We start from the raw sequence: 25,711 nt of genomic DNA, 5'->3' as shown, positions 1-25,711 counted from the left end.
ATTCCTGTTGTGGCTGGTTGAATCAAATTGCTACTGGGCAGTGTTGCTACGCATTTTATTAGAGTAGATTAATTCGATAAACGGGGTAATCTTTAAGATACTTTCGCGAAATCGTGGATAATAACAAAAAGCCTCAGTAGACGCCGCAGATTGGCACAACAACCAAGAGAGCCGATGAATACAACTGATCTTAATGTGGTACTAAAAATTGCAGAGCATCAATCGATTACGGCAGCAGCCAACCATTTAGATATGAGCTCTTCTGCCGCCAGCATTGCGTTAAAGCGGATTGAGAAAGAGTTGGGAGCAGAGTTGTTTGTGCGGACCACACGACAACTGCGATTATCCGCCGCTGGTGAACAATATTTGCCCATTTGCCAACAGGCACTGGACTTATTGAAACAGGGGCAAAAGGCACTCAATGATGACCCTCAAGCAATAAATGGTGAGGTACGTATGGCGATGTCATCGGAAATGGGTCGCCACCTTATGCGGCGCCTGTTGAACGAGGTAATGGCAGCACACCAAGAGTTAGCCATCCGTTTTCATGTCGGTGACAGTCAGGTGGATTTCTATCGTGATGGGGTGGATGTGGCGTTGCGAGCGATGGCGCAGGGCGCGGCCGAGGAATCCAACTTCTATGGATTTAAGATCTGCAATATCCCCCATGTGTTGTGTGCCTCACCGCAATATATCGCCGAACATGGTGTGCCCACCAACCCCACCGAGCTCGGTGAGCACAATGCGCTGTTGTATAAACTCTATAAAGTGATAAATGACCAGTGGGTTGTGACCCGTGCAGGCAAAACCTATAAGGTAAAGATGCGCAGTAATCGTGCCGGTAATGATGGCGATTTGGTTCGGCGCTGGTGTATTGATGGGGCGGGGATCGCTAAGAAGTCAGCCATTGATGTTGCAGAGGACCTGCTGGCGGGACGAGTCCAACGGTTTATGACCGATTACACCATTCCGCGTACGGAGTTGTGGCTGGTATTGCCGAGCCGACAGATGATCTCACCGGCTATTCGCCTTATCCGCGACCGACTTAAGGAGCAGGTTAGTTTTATCAGGTTAAAGCTGATTAATAGTGGAGTGCTGGCAGAGCACGAGTGGCCGGAGTAGCCATTCGTTGGCAGAGATTGCTGTTGCTTGGTCGTCGTTGCAATAGCCGTTTTATTAATCACCTCAGTGAGTTACTGAGGTGATTAAGCAATACTATCTTATTAAGCTCAACGCACAGGCTTTGTAGATCGCATTGGGAATGTTAGGAGCCGCTAAAGCGGTTTTCATTAGTTCGATATGGTAGTCGATACCACGTACTGTTAAGTAGAGTTTCTCAGCGGCCTCTTTGCGGCTGAGCCCCTTGGCTAGGCTTTCTAATACACGTAACGAGTTTGCCTTGATGTACTGATAATCGATAACTGGGTTGATACTGCTAATATATTGATTGGCAAAATCTTTATGCAGTTCGACTAGCTTTGGCTTTAACTCACGCAGTACACCAGCTTCATCCATATCATGGTTACTGGTCATGATAATAAAGCGGGCGAAGAAGTGACTATTGCGAGGGCAGGGCATAACCAATTCAAACTTCTTTTGGTACCCAAAATTCTCGTGCAGCTCCTCTGTCTTACTTGCTCCGCCAGCCAGTTTATCGTAAGCGCAAACGCACTCGCGGACATAGTTACGTTGGAACAGTTTCTTTTCAAATTTGGCGCGTAGATGTCGGTCTTTGAGTACATAGCCGATGATCACCGTTTTAAAATAGTCGCGGCCATTTTCTGAACTAAAAAATATCCGAGCACGCTTCTTAAATCGGTTACAGAGTTTATCGGGATCGTCGTTTTGATTAATTTCAGTGTTGGCGCAAATATCGTAGCAATAAAATAGATCAGTAAGGCCGTTTGCTGATGCGAAGTCAGATAGCGCTTGTTCAATTTCCTCTCGGTTAATTGATGGATTATCTTCTTCGAATTCGATCGTGTTATTACGGTCCATAGTTATTACTCAAATAGCCTCAACTACCTCTAAAGATAGAGTTAAGGTTAAATACATTAATTAGCCGCAGCAACGGCAAAATATTGAAAGTGGGATTGCTACCACCTAAGCAAATTCATCAATTATTTAGTTTGGTTGAATTAAGTGAATAAGTAGGCTTGAACGGAAAATCATTTGTAGTGGTGGTGGGGGGTATTTGTGTTCTTGCTCACAAAAATTGTGCCATTTCCTATTGTATGTAGCATGTTACACACTTTTGGGGAGCAAGCCCTGTTAGGGCAATAGTTTGTCGATAGTCTAGATTAAAAGGCCCCAGCAATTAGCTCGCTAGGGCCTCTATAAATCAATTAATTGATTATTATTCGGCGATTATTTTTTAGGGTTAACGTGACAAGTTACACAGCTGTATGTGTCTGGGAACGTATCAGAGGTGTGCCAATCGCTGTTACCAACAGTGCGTGTAACCCCTGCTGGTTGGTCTTTATAGGTAGAGCCATCCCACAGCTCCTTGTTAGCAAATTTGAAGCTTCTGTTATCAGAACATGAGCCCATGCCACCTACTGTTATAGGACCATATGCTTCTGCGTTCCAATACGGACTCGGGTTAGATTCTTCACCACATTCAACCGTGCTGAAATCAACCCATGTAGACGCATCGCCATGGTTCTTCATCAGATAATCTTCAGAGTGACACCAGAAACAACGAGATGTTTCGCCATGGCCTTCCATTGCGCCGTTATTGCCGTGACATGATGCACAATGGAATGGCTGGATCTCGGTAACTTCAGTTCCAGAAGCTAATGGCCACGAAGAACCACCATGACCTAACGGATCTTTCTGTTCATTGTGACACTGTGCACAATCCGCAATACCCCAACCAAAGTGGGTGTCAGAAAGTGGCGCAACTGCTTTGCTGATGTCAGCAATTACTACAGCTTCGCGTACTGGAGTTGGGAAAAGGTACTCATTGCCATTAACACGGTCTTGGTTTACGGAGTTCAGTTCAGTTGCACCATAAAGCCAGAACATCTTCTTAACCCAAGAGAAGTAGATGTAGTTCATACCATGGTTACGGACCATTTGATCCATCGCAATGTGAAGCTTGTTACCACCGAAGGTACCAGACCAATGGTCAATACATTCTTGTGCTTTTACTTCAGTGATGCTGCCATCATCTTCACGAAGCCACTCACATTCTTGAGCAAAGTTCTCTCCGCCAGCATCTGCAACAAATTGCGCTGCTGTTACAGAGCCTTGGCTGTGAAGCATGACATCTAAGGTATATTCATCCATACCTGCTGCATAGTTCCAGCCATCAAAGCCGTCAGCACGAAGACCACCAGCACCAATTTTATGACCGGTTTCAGGATGATCAATCCGGTTCATTACATAGCTGCCCAACTGAGTGCCAGTAGATAATGTCGGCCAGTAAGTGAAGCCAAAGTCAGCTTCGCCAGTAGTCGCAGATGCTGCTGCAGCAGACATAATATAATCAAGCTGAGTAATTACGCCTGGCTTGAAGACATCAGTACGTAAGTTATACGCCTTTACTTCAACGTTTGTCGCGACCGGTATAATATGCTCGTCTTTATAGCCATCGGTATCTTCCATATCGATCAGGACGTTAGTCAGCATTACTTTGCCGTCATTGGCTTTTTTGAATTCAACTTCATCGATATGAGATTGCCACATGCGCTCCATGTAAGCAGGGCTCATTGGCATGATACGAATTTCTACTTGGTGACGAACCAGCATTTCCCCTAGACGGTCATAAACGGTTTCAAAAGAAGCGGCTTCGCTTAGCATTTTGCCACCACTATGGAAGAAAGAAACACCCCAGTTCGGGCTCTTATTGTAATCTTTCCACTGGGTATAATGCGTCGCTTCGTCAGTGTCGAAGTTACCATCACCATCAGCATCGAAAGATACCTTGTAATCGTAAGCTTGACGCGCTTCGTTCCAGACAACATCAGAAACTTCAAAGTCCTCACGTTGCTCTGAAATATACATCATGACGTCTAAAACAGAAAAGTGACCCGGTTGGAAGATATCACTACGAATAGACTCACTTTTCCATGCAAGTAATGCTTCAGCATTAATCTCCATGTGGTACTTGCTGTTATCTGGAGTATTCAGGTTGTACTTAGTGTTGCCTTCGAAACCTTCTTCGCCAACCGCTTTGATTGTATAGCTGTCTTTAGCAGCAGCTTCTTCATCACACATGTTTAAGTGTGCTGTTTGACATGGGTACCAACGACCTAGGTAAATATCCATAGTGCCGTCGAACTCACTTTTTGGCGCTTCAACAAGAAGGTCAAATTTTGCAGCTAGTTCAGCTGGTAAGTCAGCAATTCCTGGGATTTCCGGTGTTTCTGGCTCCACTGGCACTACTGGTACCTCTGGCACCACTGGGGTCTCTTTATTATCTGAGTCGCTTCCACAGGCGTTCAAAAGCGGCAGCAGCATTAACGCGAGTGCTGGCTTGCTCAGGCGTCCAATGCTTGAATTCTTGTTCATCATCGTTAAAAAATCCTTATCTTGTCTTATCTTAGACATGGTCGACTCATTTGAGTCTTGGCCATGCTAGTAAGGTCAAAATAGGTTTTCAGTGTAGCTACTCATAGTGTTGGATGAACCTAGAAGAGCATCACGCATACTTACTATTGGGTATGGGGAATTGAGGCGTTTTAAGGGGATATTTTACCCGGATAACCTTTTTTACTCTGAGCAATCGCTTTATCAATTCGATTTTATCGATAGGCATTTAGCACTCAAATGACAAAATTAACGTTGTTTAGCGTTCAATTGATAGCGGTATTAAGCCACTAATAGGTTAGTGAAGCATCACAGTGGTACGACATTAATGTTGATAATAAAGGGCTGCCAAATGGCAGCCCTTTTTATTTGATTCAATACCGCTTGTTAAAGTTAGGCAGATTGATAACAGGTAAAGCTTAGATAGCGAACTTGTAATAAACGTAGAAGCGCATATCGGTCAGGTCGTCACCGCTGTCCTGGTTAACAATGGCGTAACGCGCTCTTACACTTAGGCCATCGACCCACTTGTTCATGTTGTAGCGAACAGAGAAGTCAGTTTCGTCAATGTCGTCTTGAGCGTTATCTATCTCATATTTGGCATAGTTTACGTAAGCACTAACGCCGTCTAAGGCGGTGTTAGGAGCAAAGCGGTAAGCCAACTGCGCTCCGTAAGCATCTTCGTCTGCGCGAGCGGATTGGATAACCTGTTGAATGATTACCTTCTCATCGCCAAACGGAGTAAGAACATCATCATCGCCGGTTTGAACGTATTTTACGGTGGCATCAAAGCCTTGCCATTTCATACCTAGGTGGAAACCAGCTTGGTAGGTGTCGAAGCTAGCAGCGGTTTGATCGAGCTTACCGGTAGAGTCTTGCTTGAGGTATGAAGGTTTGAAGTACCAGTTAACGTCACCAATATCACCGCTTAAGTTCAGCTTGATATGGTACTGCTCATAAACGTCGTCCATGGTGTAGAACCATAGGCTGGTCTTGGCTTTAACCACATCAGTTGGAATGGTGTAATCGAGCCCGAGTCCGTACATTGGGCTGTCTTCAACGTCGACCATAACGCCTTTACGAGCAAACTCACCGGCAACACCATCTGCTAAATCCGCAAATTCGTCATTGGTCCACCCCATGTAGTCTTCGATATATAAGCCGGTGATGGCTAAATTATCGACGGAGGTGTTTTTGATGCTCGCACCCCGATAGGTAAACGGAATGGCGCGTAATGGGAAGATGCTCATCATTGGTGTGAATAGCTCTTGAGCACCAACGGTTACCTTGGTGTCAAACCAGTTGCCGCTAACAAAGTACTCTTGTAAACGGTTTACCGCCTCTCGATCGCCTTGTTGTCCTACCGGTCCGGCCACTAACCCGTAAACGGCATCGCTGTTTTCCCAGATAGGGTTGGCAGATGCAAAAGCACCACCAAAGCTGATGCCTTCGGCCTCGCCTGAGCGGTAGTAAAACAGGCCACCAAATGAGGTGTCACGACGATCGGTTGTTTCGCCATCAAAGTCGCGCTGGAAGTCGAATAACTGAAATTGTCCCTTTAATGAACCATCGGAAAATATGTTGCTAACTGAATCAGCGGCAAAGGCTGGGGCAGTAAGGGCACTCATCACCAGAGCCGAAATAATGGTCTTGTTCATATCTAAATCCTTTAGGCATGACGGTGCCCTAGTGCAGCTAAACACCATCAATTAGTCTTAACATTGGTAGGTTGCCATTACGGGCAAGAAGAGTGCTCCGTAATGGCAGAGGTGTTACTTGAGTTGTGGCTAAGGCACCACAAGTTCGAAGCGTAAGTGGCAATCACCGCACACATTGACTGATGGCTTGTGCACGTTATGGCAAGCGTTACAGTTGGTGGCGGTACCATTGTGGCGATGGTCGTGCGGATTAGTTGCAGTTACGCTTGGGGTAACGGCAGTGGCTTCAGCCAAGTCGGCTACATCGTGACACTCGGTACACTTGGCAGTGACAACAGGTTGACGATCTGCCTCACCATGACAGTCAACACATGTCATGCCCATGGTGGCATGGGTTTCATCAAGTAAGCTGGCATCAGCCGCCACTGCTTGGTTTGCGCACACACATAGCGCAATAGAGAGCACCAGATTGTGCAGTTTAAATTTGTTCATTGTTTTATCCCTTAAAGACAACTAGCCGGAGATGAAGTGGACGGTCTCGCCCGTCCGCTACTGGCCGGTTTATTACAGCTTGGCGACGTATTTACCAGCCAAGTAACCGAAGGTGTAACAGCGGCCTAGTGATAGACCGAATACCGTCAGTGGGTAATCCACACCGCCGTAGAAACCCGCGGCCATGTTGCCGATAACAAACAAGCCATCGATTAGCTCACCTTCAGAGTTGATCGCCTGGTGGTTTTTATTAACCAGCATGCCGGAACACAAGGTAGAGATACGCATGCGGCGGTGGATGCCGTAGAACGGTGGCTTCAGTACCGGCGCCATCTTCGATTTAGGCTTGCCGAAATCGTCATCCTTACCGGTTTTACACAGCTCGTTGTAGCGCTTAACGTTGGCGACAAAAGTCTTCGGATCACACTCTAGTTTTTCAGCCAACTCTTCGAGCGTATCGGCAACATGGGTGTTGGTTTGCGAAGCGTAAACGCCTTTTTTCGGGGTCGGATCGTCCGGCATGTATTTGCGCATCTCCTCCGGAGAGTAGAGGCGACCTGGCCAGTCTTTGGCTTGTTCCATGTAGTTAGAGTCAAACACCTGTGAGTAATGGCCGGCATTGTGCTCATCACGCAGGTAGTTGTTCATCAATGACATGGCTACGGTTTCGTTCACGAAACGCTCACCACTGCGGTTAACCGCTAGGAAAGGCATGTCACACATGGATGCAGGGCCTGCATCAAAGTCGTGCAGCATCTTGGTATGGCCAACCGGCTCAATTACACCACCTGCCCAGTACGCCATGGAAAAACCATCGCCGGTACGATCCATTTGCTTGCGCTCAAAGTTCTTCAGGTCTGGAATGAAGAAATCACACATTGCTTTGTTGTTCTGGTAGTCACCAGAGGCCAGGATCACGCCTTTGTTAGCCATGAATTTGTGATATTTGCCCTCGGCATCGCGCGCGATAACGCCAATAACTCGACCGGAAGCATCTTGAATCAATTGCTGTGCTGGTGTTTGGAAGAAGAACTCTACCCCTTGCTTGGCTGCGTACTTACCCAGATCGCGCATGCCGTCACCGGTGGTGTATGGCTTAGGGCCGCAGTAGGAGGTTACAAAGTTCAACGGGTATTCGGTAATACCGTGGATACCATGCTGTGGGCCGGTACCTTGGTCAACGATTTGGCCGCCGCCTTTCTTGGTACGGTCAATAACCCAGGAAACCGCTTCACCAGAGTTGTAAGCCCATTCACGCAGCAGTTCTGGGCTGCAGCGGTGTGCGCTGTCGGCCATTAAACGGTTAACCAACGCTTCAACACCGGCTTTGTCGCTTTTCTTTAAGTCGAGGCCAGAACCGGTATTCCCTTGGGACACGATGATGGATTGCTTTTGCAGTACCGCAACTTTGGCACCATTTTCATGTGCCGAAAGAGCTGCAGGAACACCAGATGCACCCGCACCTACAACCACGACGTCGAAGGTCTTGGTCGATGCGATTTGGGAATCTAAAATTGTTTGTGGCTTAGGCAAGAAGCCCAAGCTAGCGCCGCCAATATTAGCCACTTCAACTGCGGTGGCAGGTGCCGCTTGTGCAGTGGCGCTAATGCCACCTACAGCGACAGCACCAGTACCAAGTGCAGCGCGAGATAGGAAGCTACGGCGGGAGATACCATTTTGCAGGACACTGGCAGTGTACTGATCAACAGCCTGTTGTTCCTGAGATTTTTTGTTACTCATTATTTACTCCTTTTGCTTTCGCCGCTGCCACTGAAATCCTCAGTGGCAGACATAGAGGCTAAAAACATCTCTGGTTTTCTTGGGTTAACAGGCATGAAGCAGACTAATTGATGATGAGAAAATCAGCGCCACGCCCAATACGTTAAATGTATGACATATAACGTATGAGCAGAAAGGGGCTTGTTACGGATGCGCGTAGTGGCTCACGAATGATAAGTTGCTGTGATTATTAGCGTGCAAACGGTGTTAACAATCGAAAGTTGTTCACGTCAAGCGTAATTGAAATTTTAATAAATCCTTACATTTCAGTATTTTGTTTTTTTACTTGGCCGCATTGAAAGAACTCTGATTGGAACCAGGAAGGGATGGTCGCCGCTTGGAATGCTCAATCTTTGATGTAGATCAATTGCGACGTTTATATAACCAGTACTTGAGCTGGGGACGCCTTAATATTGTCGCCTTTTTTTGCGGCGGAGAGCTTGTGGCATAAAAAATCCAAGCAAAATGGCTCATTAGTAGCGGCAGGGGGCAACCTTAGTGTTGTTAACAATAGGGTTTGCTGCCCTTTTATTGTTGTATACTCGCCGGTTAGAACTGAATTACAGATAAGAGCCGTGACTGGATTTAAACCGATTAACAACAGGCGAGCATCTGAAGAGGTGCTAGAACAGCTGCGTAAGGTTATCTTCAATGGCCGTTATAAAGCTGGTGATAAGTTGCCGTCAGAGCGAGAGCTAATTGAACAATTTCAAGTTAGCAGAACCGTAATCCGCGAGGCGATTAAAGGATTAGAAGCTTCTGGTTTAGTGCGGATTAAGCAGGGGGCCACCGGTGGGGCCTTTGTACAGACGTTAAACTTTGGCGTCATTAGCTCTGCCTGCCATGATCTGTTTCGCTTGGGGCAGATGTCATTCGATGAGATCTATGATGCTCGAATCTTAATTGAGCCGCAGGTCGCACGGTTGGCTGCTCAAACTGCAACTCCGGAACTGGTGCGAGCTTTGCAGCAGGCAGCTGATGGTGAAGACATTATTGAATACCCTGAGACCGTTCATGCGCGTCAAAAGGTTCATGTACTGTTAGCCGACCATTGCCCTAACCGCTTGTTAGGGGCGATTGCTAAGTCGCTGCTCGAACTGATCTTTAGTATCGCGACCCAGTTTGAACCGGATACCGATAAGATCCATCCTGCCGGTTTGCATCAAAGTATTATTGATGCCATTGCCAACGGCGATGCAGATGCGGCTGAGCGAGAAATGCGCCAACACCTTGATGGCTTCTTAGGGCGCTTGCAAAAAGTAGAGCGTGATTATCATCAGTCGTAACGACAATGGTAGTTGTTGACGGGAATATGCAGAATTGGCCTCCCCATAGGAGTCATTTTTTGACATTAACGGTAATTAACACAACCTAATTACTGTTTATATAACAGATAGTTAATTGATTGCGACGTTAACGGGAATGGTCTAAATTTAACCTCGATGTGTGCCGAGGTCGGCACATAGTCGGCACAAATACGGTGCCGAAATAGAGGGAGGCCATCTAAATATGTCAGAAATCGCCTTCTCCAAGCGCAGTTTGGAGCAGATCTTGCCGCGAAAGGCTCGTTTTCGCATCAAAGATGAAGGGCATCGAGAGTCGGTTACAGGCTTGGTGCTTGAAGTAATGCCTTCTGGATCAAAATATTACCGCTACCGACGGTGCCAAAATGGCAAAGATCTGCACGTTACGATAGGGCAGTTTCCGCAACTTTCCGTTGAAAACGCTCGTAAGAAGGCCAAGCAGCTCGCATTACAGGTGATGGATGGGGTTGACCCTAATGAAGTAAAGCGGCATCAGCTCGCTGAAGCTGAACGCCCAAAGGTGCTGTCGTTGTCAATGCAGCAACTGTTCGATATCTACGTTGCCGAATTTGAACTTAAGATTAAGAGCGGCGAACGGCGAGAGAAGTCGCTCAAAGACTCTAAGAGTAATTGGAACACTCACCTAAAGCATCGTGTTGGTCGCCTACAAGCGAATGATATAGACAGAGCCTATGCGCATAATTTACTTAAGCTGATTCTTATCGAGCGAACTCCCTCCGTTCACAATAAGTGTTTGACTATTTTGAAGTCGATGTTTGCTGAAAGTGAAGCGAATCCGTTTGCGAAAGTGAAAAAGGTCGCCTCGATTAAGCGTGAACGAATCCTTAATCAAGATGAAATGCAGGCGCTAATGGCTTCACTAGAGCAAGAGCCTGCGATCTATCAAGATGTGGTGATGATGTTGCTGCTCACTGGGCAACGCAAAAGTTGTGTATTTAGTATGGAATGGCAGGAAGTTGACCACGCTAACGCTGTTTGGTTGATACCAACCACCAAGATGAAAGCCAAGCGACCTCATGCTGTCCCGTTAGTTGATAAGGCTATGGAAATCTTAAAGCGTCGCAGTGAACAGGCCGAAGCAGGGCAAACCTTTGTCTTTCCATCCCAGCAAACGCAAAGTGGCCATGTGGTAGATAAATCAGGGGCTAGTGGATTTTGGAATCGTATATCTAATCGTGCTGGGCTTTATAGCTCAGATCGCAGTAAGAACGTTACCATCCACGATCTGCGGCGAACCATCGCTAGTTGGAACGTCATGCGCGGTGGCAGCTTACAAGCGGCTAGCAAATTGCTTGGCCACAGCGATATAAGTATTACAGCTAGCACTTATGCTCATTTGCAGCTTGAGCAGGTACGAGCGGAACTAGATTCGGTGACAGGCGCTATTGTTGATGGGCAGAAGCAGGCACAAGCTGATGTTGTACCTGCTCAGGGGCTGGATTCGCTAACGTGAGAGCAGAAGATTGCGCTGATGGCAGAGCTTGGTAAGCAGTTGAGCGAAGGGGGCGTTGGTGCATAACTTCGCTCGGTCCACGGGTCAAGTCCGTGAGGGGTCAACATATACGGTAAGGCGTAGCAGGTTAGTAACCGATACGTATTTCGTGTCTGAATTTCTATGTGGCCGTTGAAATACAGCCACATCGACGAGCGGCTATTTAATGAGTTGTTTAACTACTTGACCCAAGGCTAGTCCTAGCAACGGAGGGACAGCATTTCCTACCTGAGTGTATTGTGGCACTTCAAATTTTCTCATTTGGCCGCCTGTCGTGACTTTTGACCGGAATACAAAGTTATCTGGGAAAGACTGAATCCGTGCCATCTCTCTAACGGTAAGGACGCGCAGTTCATCCTTGTCATAGTGGCAAGCGTCGTCAGGAATTGAGAGGGCCGCTGGTGCAGGTTTACTTGCAACTAGAGCCTTTTGAGTTTGTTTCTTTGTGGGGTGAGCCATTAAATAATCTTCCATTTCTTTCTTGGTATGGAATTTCTTCAATGCTTCTGCTTCGATACGATATTCAAAGTCTTTAAGACGACTCCACGAAATATTAGTTAACTCATCACTATTGCCTCGTAAAACCTCAAAAACTGCTTGAGTTACGGCTCTGTCATCGATGTCTTGAAGGACTTGGTATAATCTAAATCTACGTTTTACTATCTCCCCATTAGAGCGAAATTCGTGGTTGTGAAGTTCGTTTCTGTTTGGCAAAAAATTAAATTTTTGGTTCAACGATCCCACAAAGTTAGATTGCTTACTTGGATTGTTCTGTTTGAGATCGTTGATAGCGTCCATTACTGAGTGTTCATCAGAGCTCACGAGAGGAGCTAGTAACTCGGTTTGAAATGCTGATTTGTGCTTTGATGAATCTAAGACCGTCAGATGACCAAATGGTAGTTGTGCTCTTTGCTTCTGGACTGTTTCGTAAAACATTAATGACTCAGAAAACAGCGCCTTGGACTCGGCATCGAGCTCAGATATAGCCGTATTGACATAGTTCTGTCTGATGGCAAGCATAATGAAGCGCGGACGGTTTTGAGCCACTCCTGCGTGTCTAGCATTAATATGCAAACACAGGGGCACATAGCCAATCAGGCCAAATACCTTCGCGACCTCATACCAGGCGTGAAATTGATTACCCTCATCATCTTTGAATGGGCGTAAAATCCCTGTGACGTTTTCGAGCAAAGCAACCTTCGGTTGGGTGTGCTTTACAAAATCCGCAAACTGCCAAGGAAGCGTATTCTTATCAGAATCCTTCTCTCGCTTACCGGCCATGCTGAAACTTTGGCAAGGGGGACCTCCAGAAACTAGGTCTAGATGATTAGGGGCATTAAACCCCGTATTCAATAACTCTGAGAGTTTCGGAGTAGCATCAATCAAGCGATTGAGCTCAGTGATACTGCCTATAATCAACTTCCCTTTGAGGGCTGACCAGTCTTTTGGCATGTCACTATATCCAGCAGGATCATCGAATGCAGGATACTCAAAGGGATTTTCCCGAAGTCGAGGTTTGAGCTTTTTATGCTGACTGTTGAGCCATAAGGCCATCTTATTGCGATTCGAGGTAGATTCTTCGGCTAATCGGGGCAGACCTTCACAAGCGTCTGTGCCAAGGTTTTCATTTAAGATGTTGAAAGCAAAAGATTCAGCGGCCATAGGGGAAAGCTCGTTGGCTAGTAATAATTCAAAACCAGCTTCTTCTAGACCTAGCGATAGTCCGCCGCAACCAGCGAATAGCTCAATATGATTCAAGTCAGGATCCTTTTTCCTCAGTTTATGATACGTCAGTTTAATGAAGCATGAGCCAGAAGTCCAGGTGATTCTGGTTTGACAGCTTCGTTTCGAGTAATTACTGTCCGTGGAGGCTAATGAGAGTAGCCCTCAGTCCTCGAAAAGACCCCATCAGGTCCTCTCTGTAGATATTCCTGTTTATCAGGAGGTTTGCAGTGAGTGCTTGCTTCTTACACGCCTTCGTCTTCGGTGGTATCTATTTATTTGCTGGTGGTTGATATTTGAGCATGCGCTCGATTTTGCACCCTTATGGGTCAACATTGCGTGGCTACCTTAAGTCGGCAGCTACTTAGTAGTTACACCAGATGGTCTTTTTTGTATCTATCAATATGGTCTGTTAGGCATGAATAAAAATAAGAGTCTGCCCTCATTGAAACGCTTTAAACAGCGAGCAAAATCTTTGAAAAACATACTAGGAATAGAACTTCATCAAGCATACGAGCAGTTAAGCCAATCGTACGGTTTTTCAAGTTGGTATGAATGTAAGTCACATTATGACAGGCAGGATTCATCAACATGGCAGATTGCTGAAGTCTCACATAAATATGTGCCTATAGATGAGGCTGCGATAGCTGTGCCTGAAGCTCAAGAATATGATGAGCACGTCGAAGCCAATAAACGTTTCTTAACCAAATTAGCTATTGAGTACTCAGTATTTGAGCCGACTGTGACAGGGTTGAAAAAGTCTATATTGGATGCAACTTTCCCTGTTCGATCTCACTTTCGACTCGAAGGGTTTCATGATTACTCTGAGCAGCAACAGGGGTCAGAACACAAAGTTATTAAATCAGCTCAGTTGTTAGGTGTGGAAAACTGCATTAGTTCTAAGCTTAGCTTGTATCGCCCCAAAACCAAAAAAGGGGATCCAAGAATGTGGTTCAGAAAATTAGGTGGGTTTGCTCTGGCGGGGGATATTATCGCGATCATTGTGATTGATGATTGCGCTTATCTTCTAAACCTTAGCCAGTCTTTCCTAGAGGGTGAATTTAAATCTGACCATAGTCATGTCGGCAAACACCTTCGAACGTGGACATCTATAAACAACCGAGTCGCTGAAGAGCTTTTGGCTGCACTTAAAAAATTGGCAGTGACTCCGTTCAAGGCAGAGCGTAAAGGTGATACCGCAATTGGATACACGCTGGAGTCACTTTTAGGAATTGAGGCTAATTCGAGCAAAAAACCAGATTACAAAGGTATTGAGTTAAAGTCTGGCCGAGGCAATAGAACTAGAACCACTCTGTTCGCCCAAGTTGCTGACTGGCGAAAAAGCACATGTAAGAGAAGCGCTGAAATTTTAGAACGATATGGATACACCCGCGATAATGGTGATTTCAAACTCTATTGTACTGTTAGTGCAACCAAGCCTAACTCTCAGGGTTTGTACTTCAAATATGATTACGATTGCGATTGGCTTGAAGAAGTTCACAATAGTGGCGAGTCTGTTGCGACATGGCCTAGCAAGTTGCTTGAGGAGCGATTGCTTGAAAAGCACTCGGAGACATTTTGGATTGAAGCTGACAGCTGGTTTGAAGAGGGAGTTGAGTATTTTCATCTACGCTCGCTAGTCCATACAAAAGCACCTATCTTGACTCAACTAATTCCATTAATTATCGATGGTAAGATCACGATGGATCACCTTATCAAGCGCTCAGGTAAAACCGATAAAGTTAGTGAAAAAGGCCCTTTGTTTAAAATTAACAAACGGGATTTGTCATTGTTGTTCCCAGAGCCAATACATCACTGTCTGAAAACTGAGGTTTAAGCTATCCTGCTAATGGATGTTGTCATTTATAAATTTCAGTACACTTATTCACAGAACTCCAAGTTAGCAGAGCCAAGATCAACAGCTTTAGCCTGTCGCCATTCGTGGAGGCGGGTTATCAGTATTAGCCCCTCGCAGTTCAGCCCCTTCAGAGCATATCGAAAGCTGCCGTCGTAGCGGCAGGTCTTGACCTCACCAGTATTGGTGTCAAACACGGCTTGGTAGTGTGGCGCTATCGTTAAGCGGCCAACTAAAGGTATCTGACTGTCCTTAGCTAAGTTAGTAGTTGGGTGACTCTCGCCACGAACCGCCGTTAGGTATTGGCACCATTCGCCGCTGTCTGCAGCATGCCATGTCTGTGCCAGTTGCGAACCTTTGGCTACCATGTGAGCTTTCAAACGGCGCAGCTCACGCCAAACCGCTACAGACTCACCGCCAATCTGTTGGAATTGACGAATGCCCCAGCAGGAAGCCCAAGCTCGAACGCGATCTGCGGCTTTGATAGGTTCTTCCCCGTAGACACTACAATCTAGATCCGAACCGTCGATCCCTTTAGATATGGATTTAGCGATGTATCCTGCAGCCCGTTCCTTTTTTCTTATCGATAAGCACTACAGCAGCTCAGCTGCCTCTACTTTGTTGTCATCGACTTTTAGAGCGTAGTGACGAACAGCAGCATGTGCCAGTGTGGTGAGCCGCAGTGCTGTGGTTCACCAATTCGAAAACCATAAGGTTGTAATTGCTGCCGATGCAATGAAGAACGAGTTTGTGCCCATATTTTTCGGAGATGGGTTTGACCACCTGCTGGGCTAGGAGGGGGCGTGTCGAGCTTGTTAGTAATATGCGGGATACATTTCCGCAGCCAGGTATTTTGCTCTCGCCGTGACGACTGCTTGTGATAGTTCGTTATAAACAACAGTTGTAGGTCGAGTGGAAAACCCCGCAACAGTTGTGAGACAAATCCTCGATCGTGTTGCTCCACATTTTTGACAAGCTGTGGTGGAACCAACAGGGTTGCGTCGTAGATTGCTTGGTGAACCCGTAACGGCAGCTGACTGCATCGTATAGGATCTTCGCTTTCGTCAATAGACATCAACCCCGTTAACTGGGCCGGTACCTGTTACGTTACGGGTACCTTGCTCAATAGAGTAAACAGCCATTGCTCACTCCTTGGTGCTATTTAAAGGTTTTGCACAGCCACTTTTTTCAGACCTATTACAGAGTTCAATCTTGTGAATTCTAAGTATGCGGCTTTAAGTTTTTCGATGAGGTCATCATGCTTGCAAGAGGCCGATGAAAAATCTAATTCAACTGCTGAGATTTGATGTTCGGTGTGGCACATCAATTCTTCCAATGAATTGAAGCCGAATTGATGGGAAATTTTTGAGAAAAACTCTGAGAAGTTTGGGTGATGGTTTTGTGTTCGAAGTAGGTTTTCAACCTTTGTTTGCCATTCTTCATCCATCACAATTTCAGTATCATTATTCTGAGCATCTGCTGACACGGGTCGATATCCTTTCGACTGATTACTTTCCAGTAATCAGACCACTACACAATTCACTATCACCGTTCTTGAACAAGCCGACTATATAACTCTAACTAGATAATTGGAAATGCGGACCTTAACTTCGTCTTTTATTGGTTTGGGAGAATACCCTTTATAAGCCATTGCCTTGGCACTGCTTAATGTGTTACCGATCTTGTATCGACAGGATCAATATCACATTTATCACTACTATCTTTATTATTGTTACATTTATTACAGTGTATCTCATATCCATTAGGGCGACACAATATAGGAGGGAAATAACAAAAAGTAGCCAGTATGACTGGCGAGGATAAGAGATGAATAGTGGAAAACTCACGGCACTTGTACTGCCGCTGTTACTGGGACTGACTGCGTGTGGAAACGACGATGCGGAAATCCCAACACAAAGTAATACCCCAGCAGCAGACCAAAACCCCGCTTGGAGTTACATCGAAACACCAGAAATAGACTTCAGTTCCTATGATTCAACTTTAAAAGGTACGGTAGAAGTTACTGTAGGACGGGTTGTAGACAATGTTCAACCGTGGCTTACAGCAGGTATGTTACGACACGCTATGGTTGGGCAAGGATATGCAGACAACTTGCTATATGAGAACGAAGCGGGTGAAGAAGTAAGTTACGACGCCAACGGTGATGGCAACGTCAATATTCGGGATGCGACTGATGCGGGGGTATCAAATACAGAAATCGGGCCTATCTACGATGTTGATATGGAGCAAATGAAAGCGTGGCTTGCAACCAATCCCGACGGGTTAGGTGCAGGTACCTCCCGTCCAGATATCTTTGTTGACGGTCACTACAACGTTTTCGATCTGCTGCGCTACGTAGTAGGTACTCGAGACGACATGCGTTGGGAAGGTGGGGTTGAGAACATAATAAAACCCGCTGATTCAGAATACGACACATATGAATTTCATATATCGTGGGACAGAAATGGCGATGGTGACTTTAGTGAGTGTATCGACGAAGACCTAGATGACATATGTACGGAGGGCGTAGATACAGATGCAGATGGCGAATACTTTGACAGTGAGCACTGGCACTTTGGCTTTATTCAATCCCGTGGGGAAAACCGCATGTACGGCGGGTTAAGACACGATTACAACTATAAAAGAATGGACCAGTTCTGGTTAAGGGAAGCGCAGCAAATCCGTTTTCTTCCTCACGATGAGGTCTTAACCAATCGACGCCACTGGGTTTGGAAACAAGAGCAAGAACGATTGGCAAACAACGATGGTAAATATGTGGTGCCATATATATTGCACGCTGGTTCACGAGATATGGGAATACAAGAATTCCTACTACGAGCGGATGCGCCAGAAATTAAAGAAATGGATGTTGAAGTAAAGGCCTGGAACTTGAGAAGTGATGTTTTTCAGCCAGGAGTAATCACGTCGATGGATGTATGGCTATCGTTAGCAGAAGCTAGAGATCTGGATTTTAGATTCACTTGGTGGCGGGTTCTTAGTTCGGGCGCAATCGTAAATAACTTTGCTCTTATGCACGATCCTTGGTCTGGACCGTATGATGGATGGATAGCTGCAAATCCATACCAGGGAGAATTAGCTGCCGCCGAAGATTTTGCGATGATTCCTACGCCACGATGCGACTTTAAACATGACGGAACGCCTACCGAAAAAAATGAAGGTGAAATTGATGACGAAATTTGCCAGCGAGAATTTCAATCATTTCTCGGTATTGGTGGTAATAACTTGGGTGAAGTTGCTGGGGCAAATATCATAAGATACCCTCCTGAGTATATGGCACTTATTGCACTTCAATCAGAAGAATTGTTTTACATAGATGACATAATCCTCAATGAAGATAAGGTGGTTGAAGTCCGATTGGCGGAAAATGAATTGCAGCGTTATGGTATGGATGGTGTTTATGATTTCGATAAATTTCCCGAGGGGGAAGGCATTGAAGTTGTTACGGAAACTGCAACACTTCGCCCACTTGAAATGGCTACTACAGAGAGTAAGATAGGCAATGCTCCGATAGTGGACGAAACTCACTTTGGCTGGAAAATTGCGGACTGTTCACAATGCCACAACGATGAAAAAAATTCATTGGGCCATGGAGGTCAGAGCTGGCCTACTAATACGACTGATGGGTTTGACAATATTCAGCCATACTATTGCGCAACCTGTCATGGTAATAACGGAGCCCCCGAAGCTCATAATAGAAGTGCTCGTTGCTTCTGGTGCCACAACACCTACAATGATGATGGGGGCATGTTGATGAAGAATCACGGTGATGCAAGTTTAGCCAAATTCGTACCAGCAGAAGAAAATGTGTCTAATCTTCGCACTGCTAGTACTCACCCACAGTATACAGACAGAGATACAAAGCTCGCTCAACAAACCAAGCTGTATGAAGATATGTGGTTTAGTAGCCATAATAGTGATTACTCTTTGAGTAAAACCTTTCCAGACCCTTATGCTTGCGGAACATGCCACGGATTCCAGCGCGAGATAGATAAATAGGCATTGACTTTTCACAAGTTCCTAATCTATTAGAACATATACTATGCATTATTCGTAAGTAAGAATAATGCATAGATTACTTTGACCGCTTTCTTGCAAAATAGAATGAGATCTTGGGCCAATAGATAATTAAGTATGGGTATTCAGTATGAATGTTAGTTTAGGTGAAGTAATGATATTGTCTAATTTGTTAAAATCTAAACTTCAGCGGTACGAATTCTTAGAGGCCGCCTTTGCAATATACCCAGAGACAGGGATGAGTTCTTTCAAAAATAGACCTATGTCATCCCAAAAAGCAGCTGACAAATATGTTAAATACCCCATTATAGGCACCTCAGATACATTGAGGAATAATATGGTGTCAATCATTACCTGTGCGCGGAAAAATAAACTTGCAGTAGCCAGTGACGTGCAGAAGGGAAAATGGCCGAAAGGGTGTACTTCGTTGAACAGTTGGTTCCAGTTTGGCACTAAAGATGAGCTATATAAAAAATTAACTAAGAGCTTTGGTGATAATGGTTTTGATGGTTTATTTTTCGTAACAATTCAAGAAGAAGGTGATGATTTTTTAGGGGTATTCGCTATCGCCTCAAAATGCCATAATACTGAAAATCTTATAAAAAAATACGAAGAACTTTCGATCGACACTGATCTTGAACTTATTTTATATTACTTCAGCAGGAAATACCCAGCTATTATTAATCCGACTATACGAGCTGGTGCTCTTGGAGAGAAAACTATCGAGATAATAAGACGAACCACTGAAGGGATGAGCTTAAAGCAGATAAGTGATTCAATGTACTTAACTGAACGAGGTGTTAACTACCACCTAGACCAAGCGAAGGGTTTATTAAAAGCAAAGACTAAGGCAGAACTTATCTATAAAGCGAAAGAAGCTTGCATAATCTAAGTAATTGTTATGGTTTTATTCTGATATGGTTACATTATACCGAATAAACTAACGAATATAGCGGTGTGATGTTCTGCACCACTAGTTTCAGATGCGGAGTTAGGTGGGGTTTGAATCGTTATGCATTTTTAAATAATACAAAAAACTGCGTTTATGAATGCTTCTGGGAGAAACCTTCCACCGCATCTCGGCTTCAATCGATTTAGGTAACAACGCCAGTTTGTTCAGTAATACCGATTTCAGTGGTAGACATTTGAGGTGGCATTTGGTCAGTAGAATCTGACTATAAAGAAGGGTTGTAAGCATTGGTATCAACTTGACCCACAACCTAATACAGCATTCGAAAAAGAAGGCTTGGTGTGAGTGAGTGTCACTGCCTAAATGGATAAAAATAAATATTTTAAGTCACTTGGTGGTGGCCTCCCCATAGGGACTCGAACCCCAATCGTCCGCTTAGGAGGCGGATGCTCTATCCTGTTGAGCTATAGGGAGGTGGAAGCAGCCCACATTCTAACGGAGCTGCTTTTATTTTCCAAAGAAGTTTTATTTGTTTGCTTTAAAAACAACCATTTATAGCGGTTTTCGTTCAGCCCAGTCACCGATTTGTACTCCCATGCTGTCATTGTAATCGACAATTTGGGCGAGCGCTTGATTGGCGCGAACTTGGGTTAGCTTCAAGCTAACGCCACTGGCAAACCCCCATTGCTGCTGCTGTGGCGTTAACACCATGGTGTCACCAACCTTCAGGCCACTTTGCTCACCAATATCCAGTTGTACGCTTTGTTGTTGAATATTGATGATACGAGCTCGGATGGGGGCACAGGTTAGGGTGGTATTGATCTGTTCACTCATTTGCTGCACTTGCAGTTGGATCTGCTCTCCAAACTCGGTGTTCCAGAAACGCTCAGTGGCCGTATCGGCACTTTCTTGCCGCTCATAGGGCCAATTGCCGCTGCCGCGATAGCGCTGTTGCCATACGTGTTGGCCATTAAAACCGTCGTAAAGATTGGCGGTCATGGCGATGGTGCGTTCCCCATCTCGCTCAATGTAGCCAAACATCTTCTCTGGTCGTTCGACCGCGACATCATCAATGTCGATGGTAAGCACATACTGCCCCTGCTGCTGGCGAGCTAGCTCAGTGATCCAGCTTTTATCCTGTTGCCCAAAGTCGACATTGAGTTGATCTAGAGACTGAGCGTAAGCGGCGCTGCTTTCGCCATTAATGGTGTTACCGACAACGCGGGCGATGGCGGAATCGAGTTGATAGATGCCACCGGCAATCAGTTGTTGGCGATAACGTACTTTAGCTCTGGGAATGATCACTTTCACTTTGCCGTCATGGCGGCAGCGCTGGAGCTTGCTTTCCTCAAGATCTACACGCATTTCCACTGTCAGCTGTTGCTGCTGGCGCTGCTCTGATAACAGCTCCATCGAGCGAACTTGATTGCTACTGTTCCAGTTAACCTGTTCATCTAGCAGCACGCCATTGGCACTGTGTTGATTGATGCTGATGGTGCCACCGTGCGCCATAACCGCTTGAGAAAGGGCGTTGTCGATGGCGCGTTGGCGGGCATTGGCGATATCGTTATTAAATACCTCAGCACTACCACTGACAATCATCGGTGCGGCAACAGAGAGCGATGGAATAAGCATGGCTAAGGCCGTACAGATAGAACGCATAGACATAACAGCGAGTTACCCAAGAAGAAACATGCCAATAGATAAGCAATTGCTGTGCCTAAAGTTTGTTGCCAGTAAGCCGATAGTAAGTAATCAATTGTGGTGACGTAAGCGCAGGGGAGTGAGATGCGGTGGACAATGTGGGTGGTATTAGCCTTATTGGTTGGCTGTGCGCAATCAAGTACAAGCAATGGTTGTCAATTTGAGCGTCATGGCTGCAACGGCTTGCCGCCTCAAGGCGCGCTGAACGTACTGGCCAAACAGATAACTAATGAATTAACCAATAACCATCACAACCCTATTGAGGACAAGGTGGTTGCGGTTAGTACCCCTGTGGCGCTTGATGGTTTCGGTAACAGTGATCAGTTTGCATTGCAGCTTGGTGATGCTTTGTTGAGTGCATTACATCAGCAGGGATTTACCGTTGTTGATCTTAACAGCGGCGATGTGGTTCGTGTTACCCAAAGCGGCAACTTGCTGTTAAGTCGTGATATCGAACAGTTGCCTAATTCGCTTGAGGTTGATCATGTTGTGGTTGCCACTATGGGAAGCAGCAGCGACAGCGTGCAGATCTTTACTCGCATTTTGGCGCTCGATGGCAATAAGGTCGTTGCTACCAGCCAAACGTCAGTAAATTGGCGTGATCTGCCTAACTACTATAAACCAAGCCGGTTGGTGACGCTGGAGCACGGCAAGTTGTTTCGACACGCAAAAGTTGGTGAAGGAGAGGTAACGCAATGGAACCATTAAAGATGGCAGCACTGGCAACCACGTTATTGCTTGGTGGCTGTTACAGTTTAACCACCCATGTCGAGTATGAAACCATTGCGCCTGAATCCTTCCCAGTGCTAACGGCAACCGGCATGGCACCGCTGTCGCTGCAACATGGTCAAACCGAACAAGAGAAGATGCGCCGAGCGATGCGCGCCGCCAAACTGGATGCGTATCGAGAGCTAGCAGAACAGGTGTTTGGCCAACGCATCGAAGGCAGCAGTGACATGCATCAGCTGGTGTTAGCGAACGATAACTTTAAGGTAAAGGTTGATGGAGTGATTCGAGGGGCAACGGTAGTACGCACTTACCCTGTTGACGACACTTACGTGGCAGAGTTAGAGCTAGACTATCGGCGGGTATGGGAGCTGTATCAGCAACAGCCGAAGCAGCGCATTAACAAAGTCACCTATTACTAAGCGCTATAATATCCCCCTTACAATCTTGAGTTGTCTTAGCTTGTAACCAAAACGGCGCTAGCAATAGAGCCGTTTTGGTTTTCGGCGGAGAAAGTTACGCTGAGCTTGCAGGGGATATAAAAAGGCTGCGTCACAGTTAACTGTTGAGGTTTATATCAAGCTTGCGGCTGTACCGATTTCGATGCTGTTAGGGGACGCTGTCGCGACGGCACATTCTTGTATGCAGTAGAGGGGGCGCTTCGCCCTCTTTGGAACTTGCCTTAGGTGGCAGTCCCAAACGCTTCGCTGGACTGCTCCAATGCGGCAGAAGATCAACTGCGCTAGTGCTTTTCCCTTGTATCAAAACTCCCCTAGCCGGTGCTTTAACAGCATTGGAAAGAACAACACTTAGTTGGTACACAGCCTAAAAAAAAACGACCCTCGTAAGGACCGCTATTTTGGTTAGCAACGTTGTAACTGTGTGGGCTTAGGCGATTATGCTTCTACCTAAACGTTGGCCAACGTGAGTATTGCCTTTACCGGTGTAGGTAAGGGCATTGCTATGGCTGCTGCGTAACAGCAGTTGTTGCAGGCGGGTAAGGCTAGCAGAAACCAGTTCAGCCTGTTTATGATTATGGCTGTTGCGCTCATGGCAGCTACTAAGTGCTTGCTTGCACTGTTCAACCAACGCTAGCTGTTCTGGCTGCTCGGCCAATGTTTTGATGTCACCGTGGCGACTAATGCTGATATCGGCCATCTTGATTTCGTCAAGCAGACCAACTTTGCGTTTCAGCAAGGTCTCAATATCATCAATATTACGGTTAACCAGCGCTTCGGTTTCCTGCTCTAGAAGCGCCAACAGCTGACCCAGTCGGGTCAGCTGTTGCGAAAGCATATTGTCGAGGCTTGGACTAGCCATTTAAACCGTCCAACTCGCTTTCAAATTTGCTGATGTTGGCCGCTAATTTTTCTGGGTCAACGTGGTAACTGCCATTAGCGATAGCTGCTTTTACTGAGGTAACCTTGTCCATATCTATACCACTTGCCGCATCCATTGAGGCTTCCGCTTTTTTAAGCTGTTGCGCTTGGTCAGTTAACACCACTTCGTCTCCGTTAGTGGTTTTTGGGGCGGCTTCAACAGGCGATTGCGCCTTTGGTGCGTTGTCGGTAGTTGACTGCGTTACCGGACGCGGGCTGCCGCCAAACATTTTGTTGATCAGATCCATTTGAGGCTCCGTCGTCATATAAGAGTGTGTCGGTTAATTAAGCTATCGGCGAGCGTAAAAAAACCTTTAGGAAATAATTAAAGCTGAACTTCTACTTTACCTACGGCGATAATCTTAGCGTCAATAATCCGTTGTGAACGGTTGTTTCTTACTCTAATTGTATCGCCTACGGCGCCATTTGCTATGGCCTCACCGGAGGTTTTTAGTTCAAAGCCATTACTGCGCGCGTAGATGGTTACTACGTCTCCTTTGCAGACCTGGCAAACGTTGTTGCGTTTAATCGCTTGCCCTTGGCTGCTGCGTCGCACTAATCGTGCCCCGATCAATTCGTCGGTTTGGGTAAAGTAGTTACCACGTAACGAACTGGCTGGAACCAGTGCCACACTAATATTTTGGCTATCAAGCATGCTCTCGGCTTGCAAGTCGACGATGCTGATTACGGCTCGAATGTAGGTGCTTGATTGCACCGGCACATACACCGACCAGCCATTTTCATCAGGGCAGCTTACTTTTACCGTAACGTAACGCCCCTTAGATGGTTTATCTGGGCCCTCGGCATCAAGCGGAAGTTTACATACAGCCAGCTTGAGACGCTTGTCTAGTGGCTTCGCTTTTACAATTACTTCACCATTTTGTGGTTGATTGGTGAGCGAAGTCACATAATGTTCTGCGGTTTGCTCGATTTCCGTTAAAGCCGTTTTGGGTTCAGCCGCTATAGTGGCAGAGGCTGCTAATAGCGGGACGATACAGATGGCTTTACGGATAACACGCTTCATTATTGGAGTTCTTATCGGCTAAATGTGATCCCACAGCGGGAGCGTTTAATTTACCGCGTTATTATAACGACATTTTGATAGCGACATTCAGCTATCATCCCATTGTTTTTTGATTTGTGTATTTCACATAGGGACACCATTACATGGCAAGTATCCTAGATACAGTTAACCAGCGTACCCAGCTGGTCGGCCAGAACCGTTTGGAATTGCTATTATTTCGTTTAAACGGGCGGCAAACCTATGGCATTAACGTGTTTAAGGTGCGGGAAGTCCTACAATGCCCGAAGCTCACCACCTTACCCCATCAAAAAGGGGTGATTTGCGGGGTTGCTCATATTCGCGGGCAAACCATTTCAGTGATTGACTTGTCGGCGGCGATAGGCGGCAAAGCAGTAACCGACACCAGCAACTCGTTTATCATCATTACCGAATACAACCGCACCATCCAGGGCTTCTTAGTGGGTGGGGTAGAGCGGATCGTTAACCTCAACTGGGAAAACGTATTGCCGCCACCATCTGGTAGCGGCCAAAGCAACTACCTTACTGCGGTTACCGAGCTTAATGACAAGCTGATTGAGATTCTCGATGTTGAGAAAATTTTGCACGAGATTGTGCCGTCAAAGATGGACATCAGTGACGAGATCGCCGCTACCTTGAAACCAACCGCACCAAGTAAGCGAATGGTGATGGTTGCCGATGACTCCGCGGTTGCTCGCAAACAGATCCAACGTGCGTTAGTGCCGTTAGGACTGGATATTGTTTTGGCTAAAGATGGCTTTGACGCTTTGAATCAGTTAAAAGAGATCGCCTCAGGCTGCAACGACATTGCTGAGAAGATGTCGTTGATCATTTCAGATATTGAGATGCCTGAGATGGACGGCTATACCCTAGCGGCTGAGATCCGTGCTAATCCCCAACTGCAAAGCTTAAAAATTGTGCTCCACACCTCTTTGTCCGGAGTGTTTAACCAAGCGATGGTAAACAAGGTTGGGGCCGATGAGTTTATTGCTAAATTTAATCCCGACGAGTTAGCGGCAACCGTTAACCGTTATCTTGCGGAAACCTGTGAGGGCTAGA

At 46.1% G+C, this 25,711-nt stretch carries 22 protein-coding genes and 1 tRNA gene; 9 read left to right on the top strand and 14 right to left on the bottom strand.

Going from position 1 to position 25,711, the window contains the following annotated elements:
- Positions 1-174: 174 nt before the first annotated feature.
- A complete protein-coding gene (locus tag HER31_RS10520) occupies positions 175-1,122 on the top strand; it encodes a LysR family transcriptional regulator (protein ID WP_168660536.1) in 948 nt (315 codons plus the stop codon).
- 93 nt (positions 1,123-1,215) lie between these two features.
- Here the strand turns inward: HER31_RS10520 and HER31_RS10515 are convergent, their stop codons facing one another.
- From HER31_RS10515 to HER31_RS10495, 5 genes are all read right to left on the bottom strand, one after another.
- Complete coding sequence (locus HER31_RS10515) at positions 1,216-1,998, bottom strand: helix-turn-helix transcriptional regulator (RefSeq protein WP_168660535.1); 783 nt, start codon at positions 1,996-1,998, stop codon at positions 1,216-1,218.
- Positions 1,999-2,367: 369 nt separating this feature from the next.
- Entirely contained in the window at positions 2,368-4,554 is a 2,187-nt protein-coding gene (locus HER31_RS10510) for a hypothetical protein (protein ID WP_168660534.1), read from the bottom strand.
- Positions 4,555-4,952: 398 nt separating this feature from the next.
- Positions 4,953-6,191, bottom strand: a complete 1,239-nt coding sequence (locus HER31_RS10505; RefSeq protein WP_168660533.1) for an OprD family outer membrane porin — start codon at positions 6,189-6,191, stop codon at positions 4,953-4,955.
- Positions 6,192-6,320: 129 nt separating this feature from the next.
- Positions 6,321-6,683 carry a cytochrome c3 family protein gene (locus HER31_RS10500; RefSeq protein ID WP_168660532.1) on the bottom strand — a complete coding sequence of 121 codons (363 nt, stop codon included), beginning with the start codon at positions 6,681-6,683 and terminating at the stop codon, positions 6,321-6,323.
- Between the two features lie 72 nt (positions 6,684-6,755).
- Complete coding sequence (locus tag HER31_RS10495) at positions 6,756-8,423, bottom strand: FAD-dependent oxidoreductase (protein WP_168660531.1); 1,668 nt, start codon at positions 8,421-8,423, stop codon at positions 6,756-6,758.
- A 614-nt stretch (positions 8,424-9,037) separates the two neighbouring features.
- On the opposite strand from HER31_RS10495, the gene HER31_RS10490 reads away from it, so the two are divergent.
- Together HER31_RS10490 and HER31_RS10485 are read left to right on the top strand one after the other, a co-directional pair.
- Entirely contained in the window at positions 9,038-9,748 is a 711-nt protein-coding gene (locus tag HER31_RS10490) for a FadR/GntR family transcriptional regulator (protein ID WP_168660530.1), read from the top strand.
- A gap of 223 nt (positions 9,749-9,971) precedes the next feature.
- Entirely contained in the window at positions 9,972-11,240 is a 1,269-nt protein-coding gene (locus tag HER31_RS10485) for a tyrosine-type recombinase/integrase (RefSeq protein ID WP_168660529.1), read from the top strand.
- Positions 11,241-11,438: 198 nt separating this feature from the next.
- Here HER31_RS10485 and HER31_RS10480 read toward each other — a convergent pair whose 3' ends face one another.
- Positions 11,439-13,037: a DNA cytosine methyltransferase gene (locus tag HER31_RS10480; RefSeq protein WP_168660528.1), complete on the bottom strand. Its 1,599-nt coding sequence runs from the start codon at positions 13,035-13,037 to the stop codon at positions 11,439-11,441.
- 382 nt (positions 13,038-13,419) lie between these two features.
- On the opposite strand from HER31_RS10480, the gene HER31_RS10475 reads away from it, so the two are divergent.
- Positions 13,420-14,838, top strand: a complete 1,419-nt coding sequence (locus HER31_RS10475; protein ID WP_168660527.1) for an MvaI/BcnI family restriction endonuclease — start codon at positions 13,420-13,422, stop codon at positions 14,836-14,838.
- 44 nt (positions 14,839-14,882) lie between these two features.
- On the opposite strand, the gene HER31_RS10470 is transcribed toward HER31_RS10475, so the two are convergent.
- The 3 genes from HER31_RS10470 to HER31_RS10460 form a co-directional block, all read right to left on the bottom strand.
- Positions 14,883-15,224 (bottom strand): hypothetical protein, encoded by a 342-nt coding sequence (locus HER31_RS10470; RefSeq protein WP_168660526.1) that lies wholly within the window; start codon positions 15,222-15,224, stop codon positions 14,883-14,885.
- 266 nt (positions 15,225-15,490) lie between these two features.
- The gene (locus tag HER31_RS18990) at positions 15,491-15,931 is read right to left on the bottom strand and encodes a replication endonuclease (protein ID WP_168660525.1); all 441 of its coding nucleotides are present in this window, start codon (positions 15,929-15,931) and stop codon (positions 15,491-15,493) included.
- 87 nt (positions 15,932-16,018) lie between these two features.
- Positions 16,019-16,342, bottom strand: a complete 324-nt coding sequence (locus tag HER31_RS10460) for a hypothetical protein (protein WP_168660524.1) — start codon at positions 16,340-16,342, stop codon at positions 16,019-16,021.
- Between the two features lie 341 nt (positions 16,343-16,683).
- Between HER31_RS10460 and HER31_RS10455 the strand changes: the two genes are divergently transcribed.
- Both HER31_RS10455 and HER31_RS10450 read left to right on the top strand, forming a co-directional pair.
- On the top strand, positions 16,684-18,873 hold the full coding sequence (locus tag HER31_RS10455; RefSeq protein ID WP_168660523.1) for a hypothetical protein: 2,190 nt from the start codon (positions 16,684-16,686) through the stop codon (positions 18,871-18,873).
- Between the two features lie 148 nt (positions 18,874-19,021).
- A complete protein-coding gene (locus tag HER31_RS10450) occupies positions 19,022-19,783 on the top strand; it encodes a LuxR C-terminal-related transcriptional regulator (protein ID WP_168660522.1) in 762 nt (253 codons plus the stop codon).
- 416 nt (positions 19,784-20,199) lie between these two features.
- Here HER31_RS10450 and HER31_RS10445 read toward each other — a convergent pair.
- Both HER31_RS10445 and HER31_RS10440 read right to left on the bottom strand, forming a co-directional pair.
- Positions 20,200-20,275 (bottom strand) — tRNA-Arg (locus HER31_RS10445).
- Positions 20,276-20,353: 78 nt separating this feature from the next.
- Positions 20,354-21,469 carry a flagellar assembly protein T N-terminal domain-containing protein gene (locus HER31_RS10440; protein ID WP_168660521.1) on the bottom strand — a complete coding sequence of 372 codons (1,116 nt, stop codon included), beginning with the start codon at positions 21,467-21,469 and terminating at the stop codon, positions 20,354-20,356.
- A 120-nt stretch (positions 21,470-21,589) separates the two neighbouring features.
- Here HER31_RS10440 and HER31_RS10435 point away from each other — a divergent pair, with 120 nt between their 5' ends.
- Together HER31_RS10435 and HER31_RS10430 are read left to right on the top strand one after the other, a co-directional pair.
- Positions 21,590-22,213 carry a FlgO family outer membrane protein gene (locus HER31_RS10435; protein WP_168660520.1) on the top strand — a complete coding sequence of 208 codons (624 nt, stop codon included), beginning with the start codon at positions 21,590-21,592 and terminating at the stop codon, positions 22,211-22,213.
- Positions 22,201-22,653: an LPP20 family lipoprotein gene (locus HER31_RS10430; protein ID WP_168660519.1), complete on the top strand. Its 453-nt coding sequence runs from the start codon at positions 22,201-22,203 to the stop codon at positions 22,651-22,653. Before HER31_RS10435 ends, HER31_RS10430 begins: the two co-directional genes overlap by 13 nt.
- Positions 22,654-23,119: 466 nt before the next feature.
- On the opposite strand, the gene flgN is transcribed toward HER31_RS10430, so the two are convergent.
- From flgN to flgA, 3 genes are all read right to left on the bottom strand, one after another.
- Positions 23,120-23,551, bottom strand: a complete 432-nt coding sequence (gene flgN, locus HER31_RS10425; protein ID WP_168660518.1) for a flagellar export chaperone FlgN — start codon at positions 23,549-23,551, stop codon at positions 23,120-23,122.
- Complete coding sequence (flgM, locus tag HER31_RS10420) at positions 23,544-23,858, bottom strand: flagellar biosynthesis anti-sigma factor FlgM (RefSeq protein ID WP_168660517.1); 315 nt, start codon at positions 23,856-23,858, stop codon at positions 23,544-23,546. The genes flgN and flgM overlap by 8 nt, the downstream gene beginning before the upstream one ends.
- Before the next feature lie 77 nt (positions 23,859-23,935).
- Positions 23,936-24,634 carry a flagellar basal body P-ring formation chaperone FlgA gene (gene flgA / locus HER31_RS10415; RefSeq protein ID WP_168660516.1) on the bottom strand — a complete coding sequence of 233 codons (699 nt, stop codon included), beginning with the start codon at positions 24,632-24,634 and terminating at the stop codon, positions 23,936-23,938.
- A gap of 143 nt (positions 24,635-24,777) precedes the next feature.
- On the opposite strand from flgA, the gene HER31_RS10410 reads away from it, so the two are divergent.
- Complete coding sequence (locus HER31_RS10410; protein WP_168660515.1) at positions 24,778-25,710, top strand: chemotaxis protein CheV; 933 nt, start codon at positions 24,778-24,780, stop codon at positions 25,708-25,710.
- Position 25,711: the final 1 nt, after the last annotated feature.

The organism is Ferrimonas lipolytica, assembly GCF_012295575.1.
In the GTDB taxonomy this organism is placed as follows: domain Bacteria; phylum Pseudomonadota; class Gammaproteobacteria; order Enterobacterales; family Shewanellaceae; genus Ferrimonas; species Ferrimonas lipolytica.
Note: the sequence above shows the minus strand (reverse complement) of the source record. Positions and strands in the feature narration are given on the sequence as shown.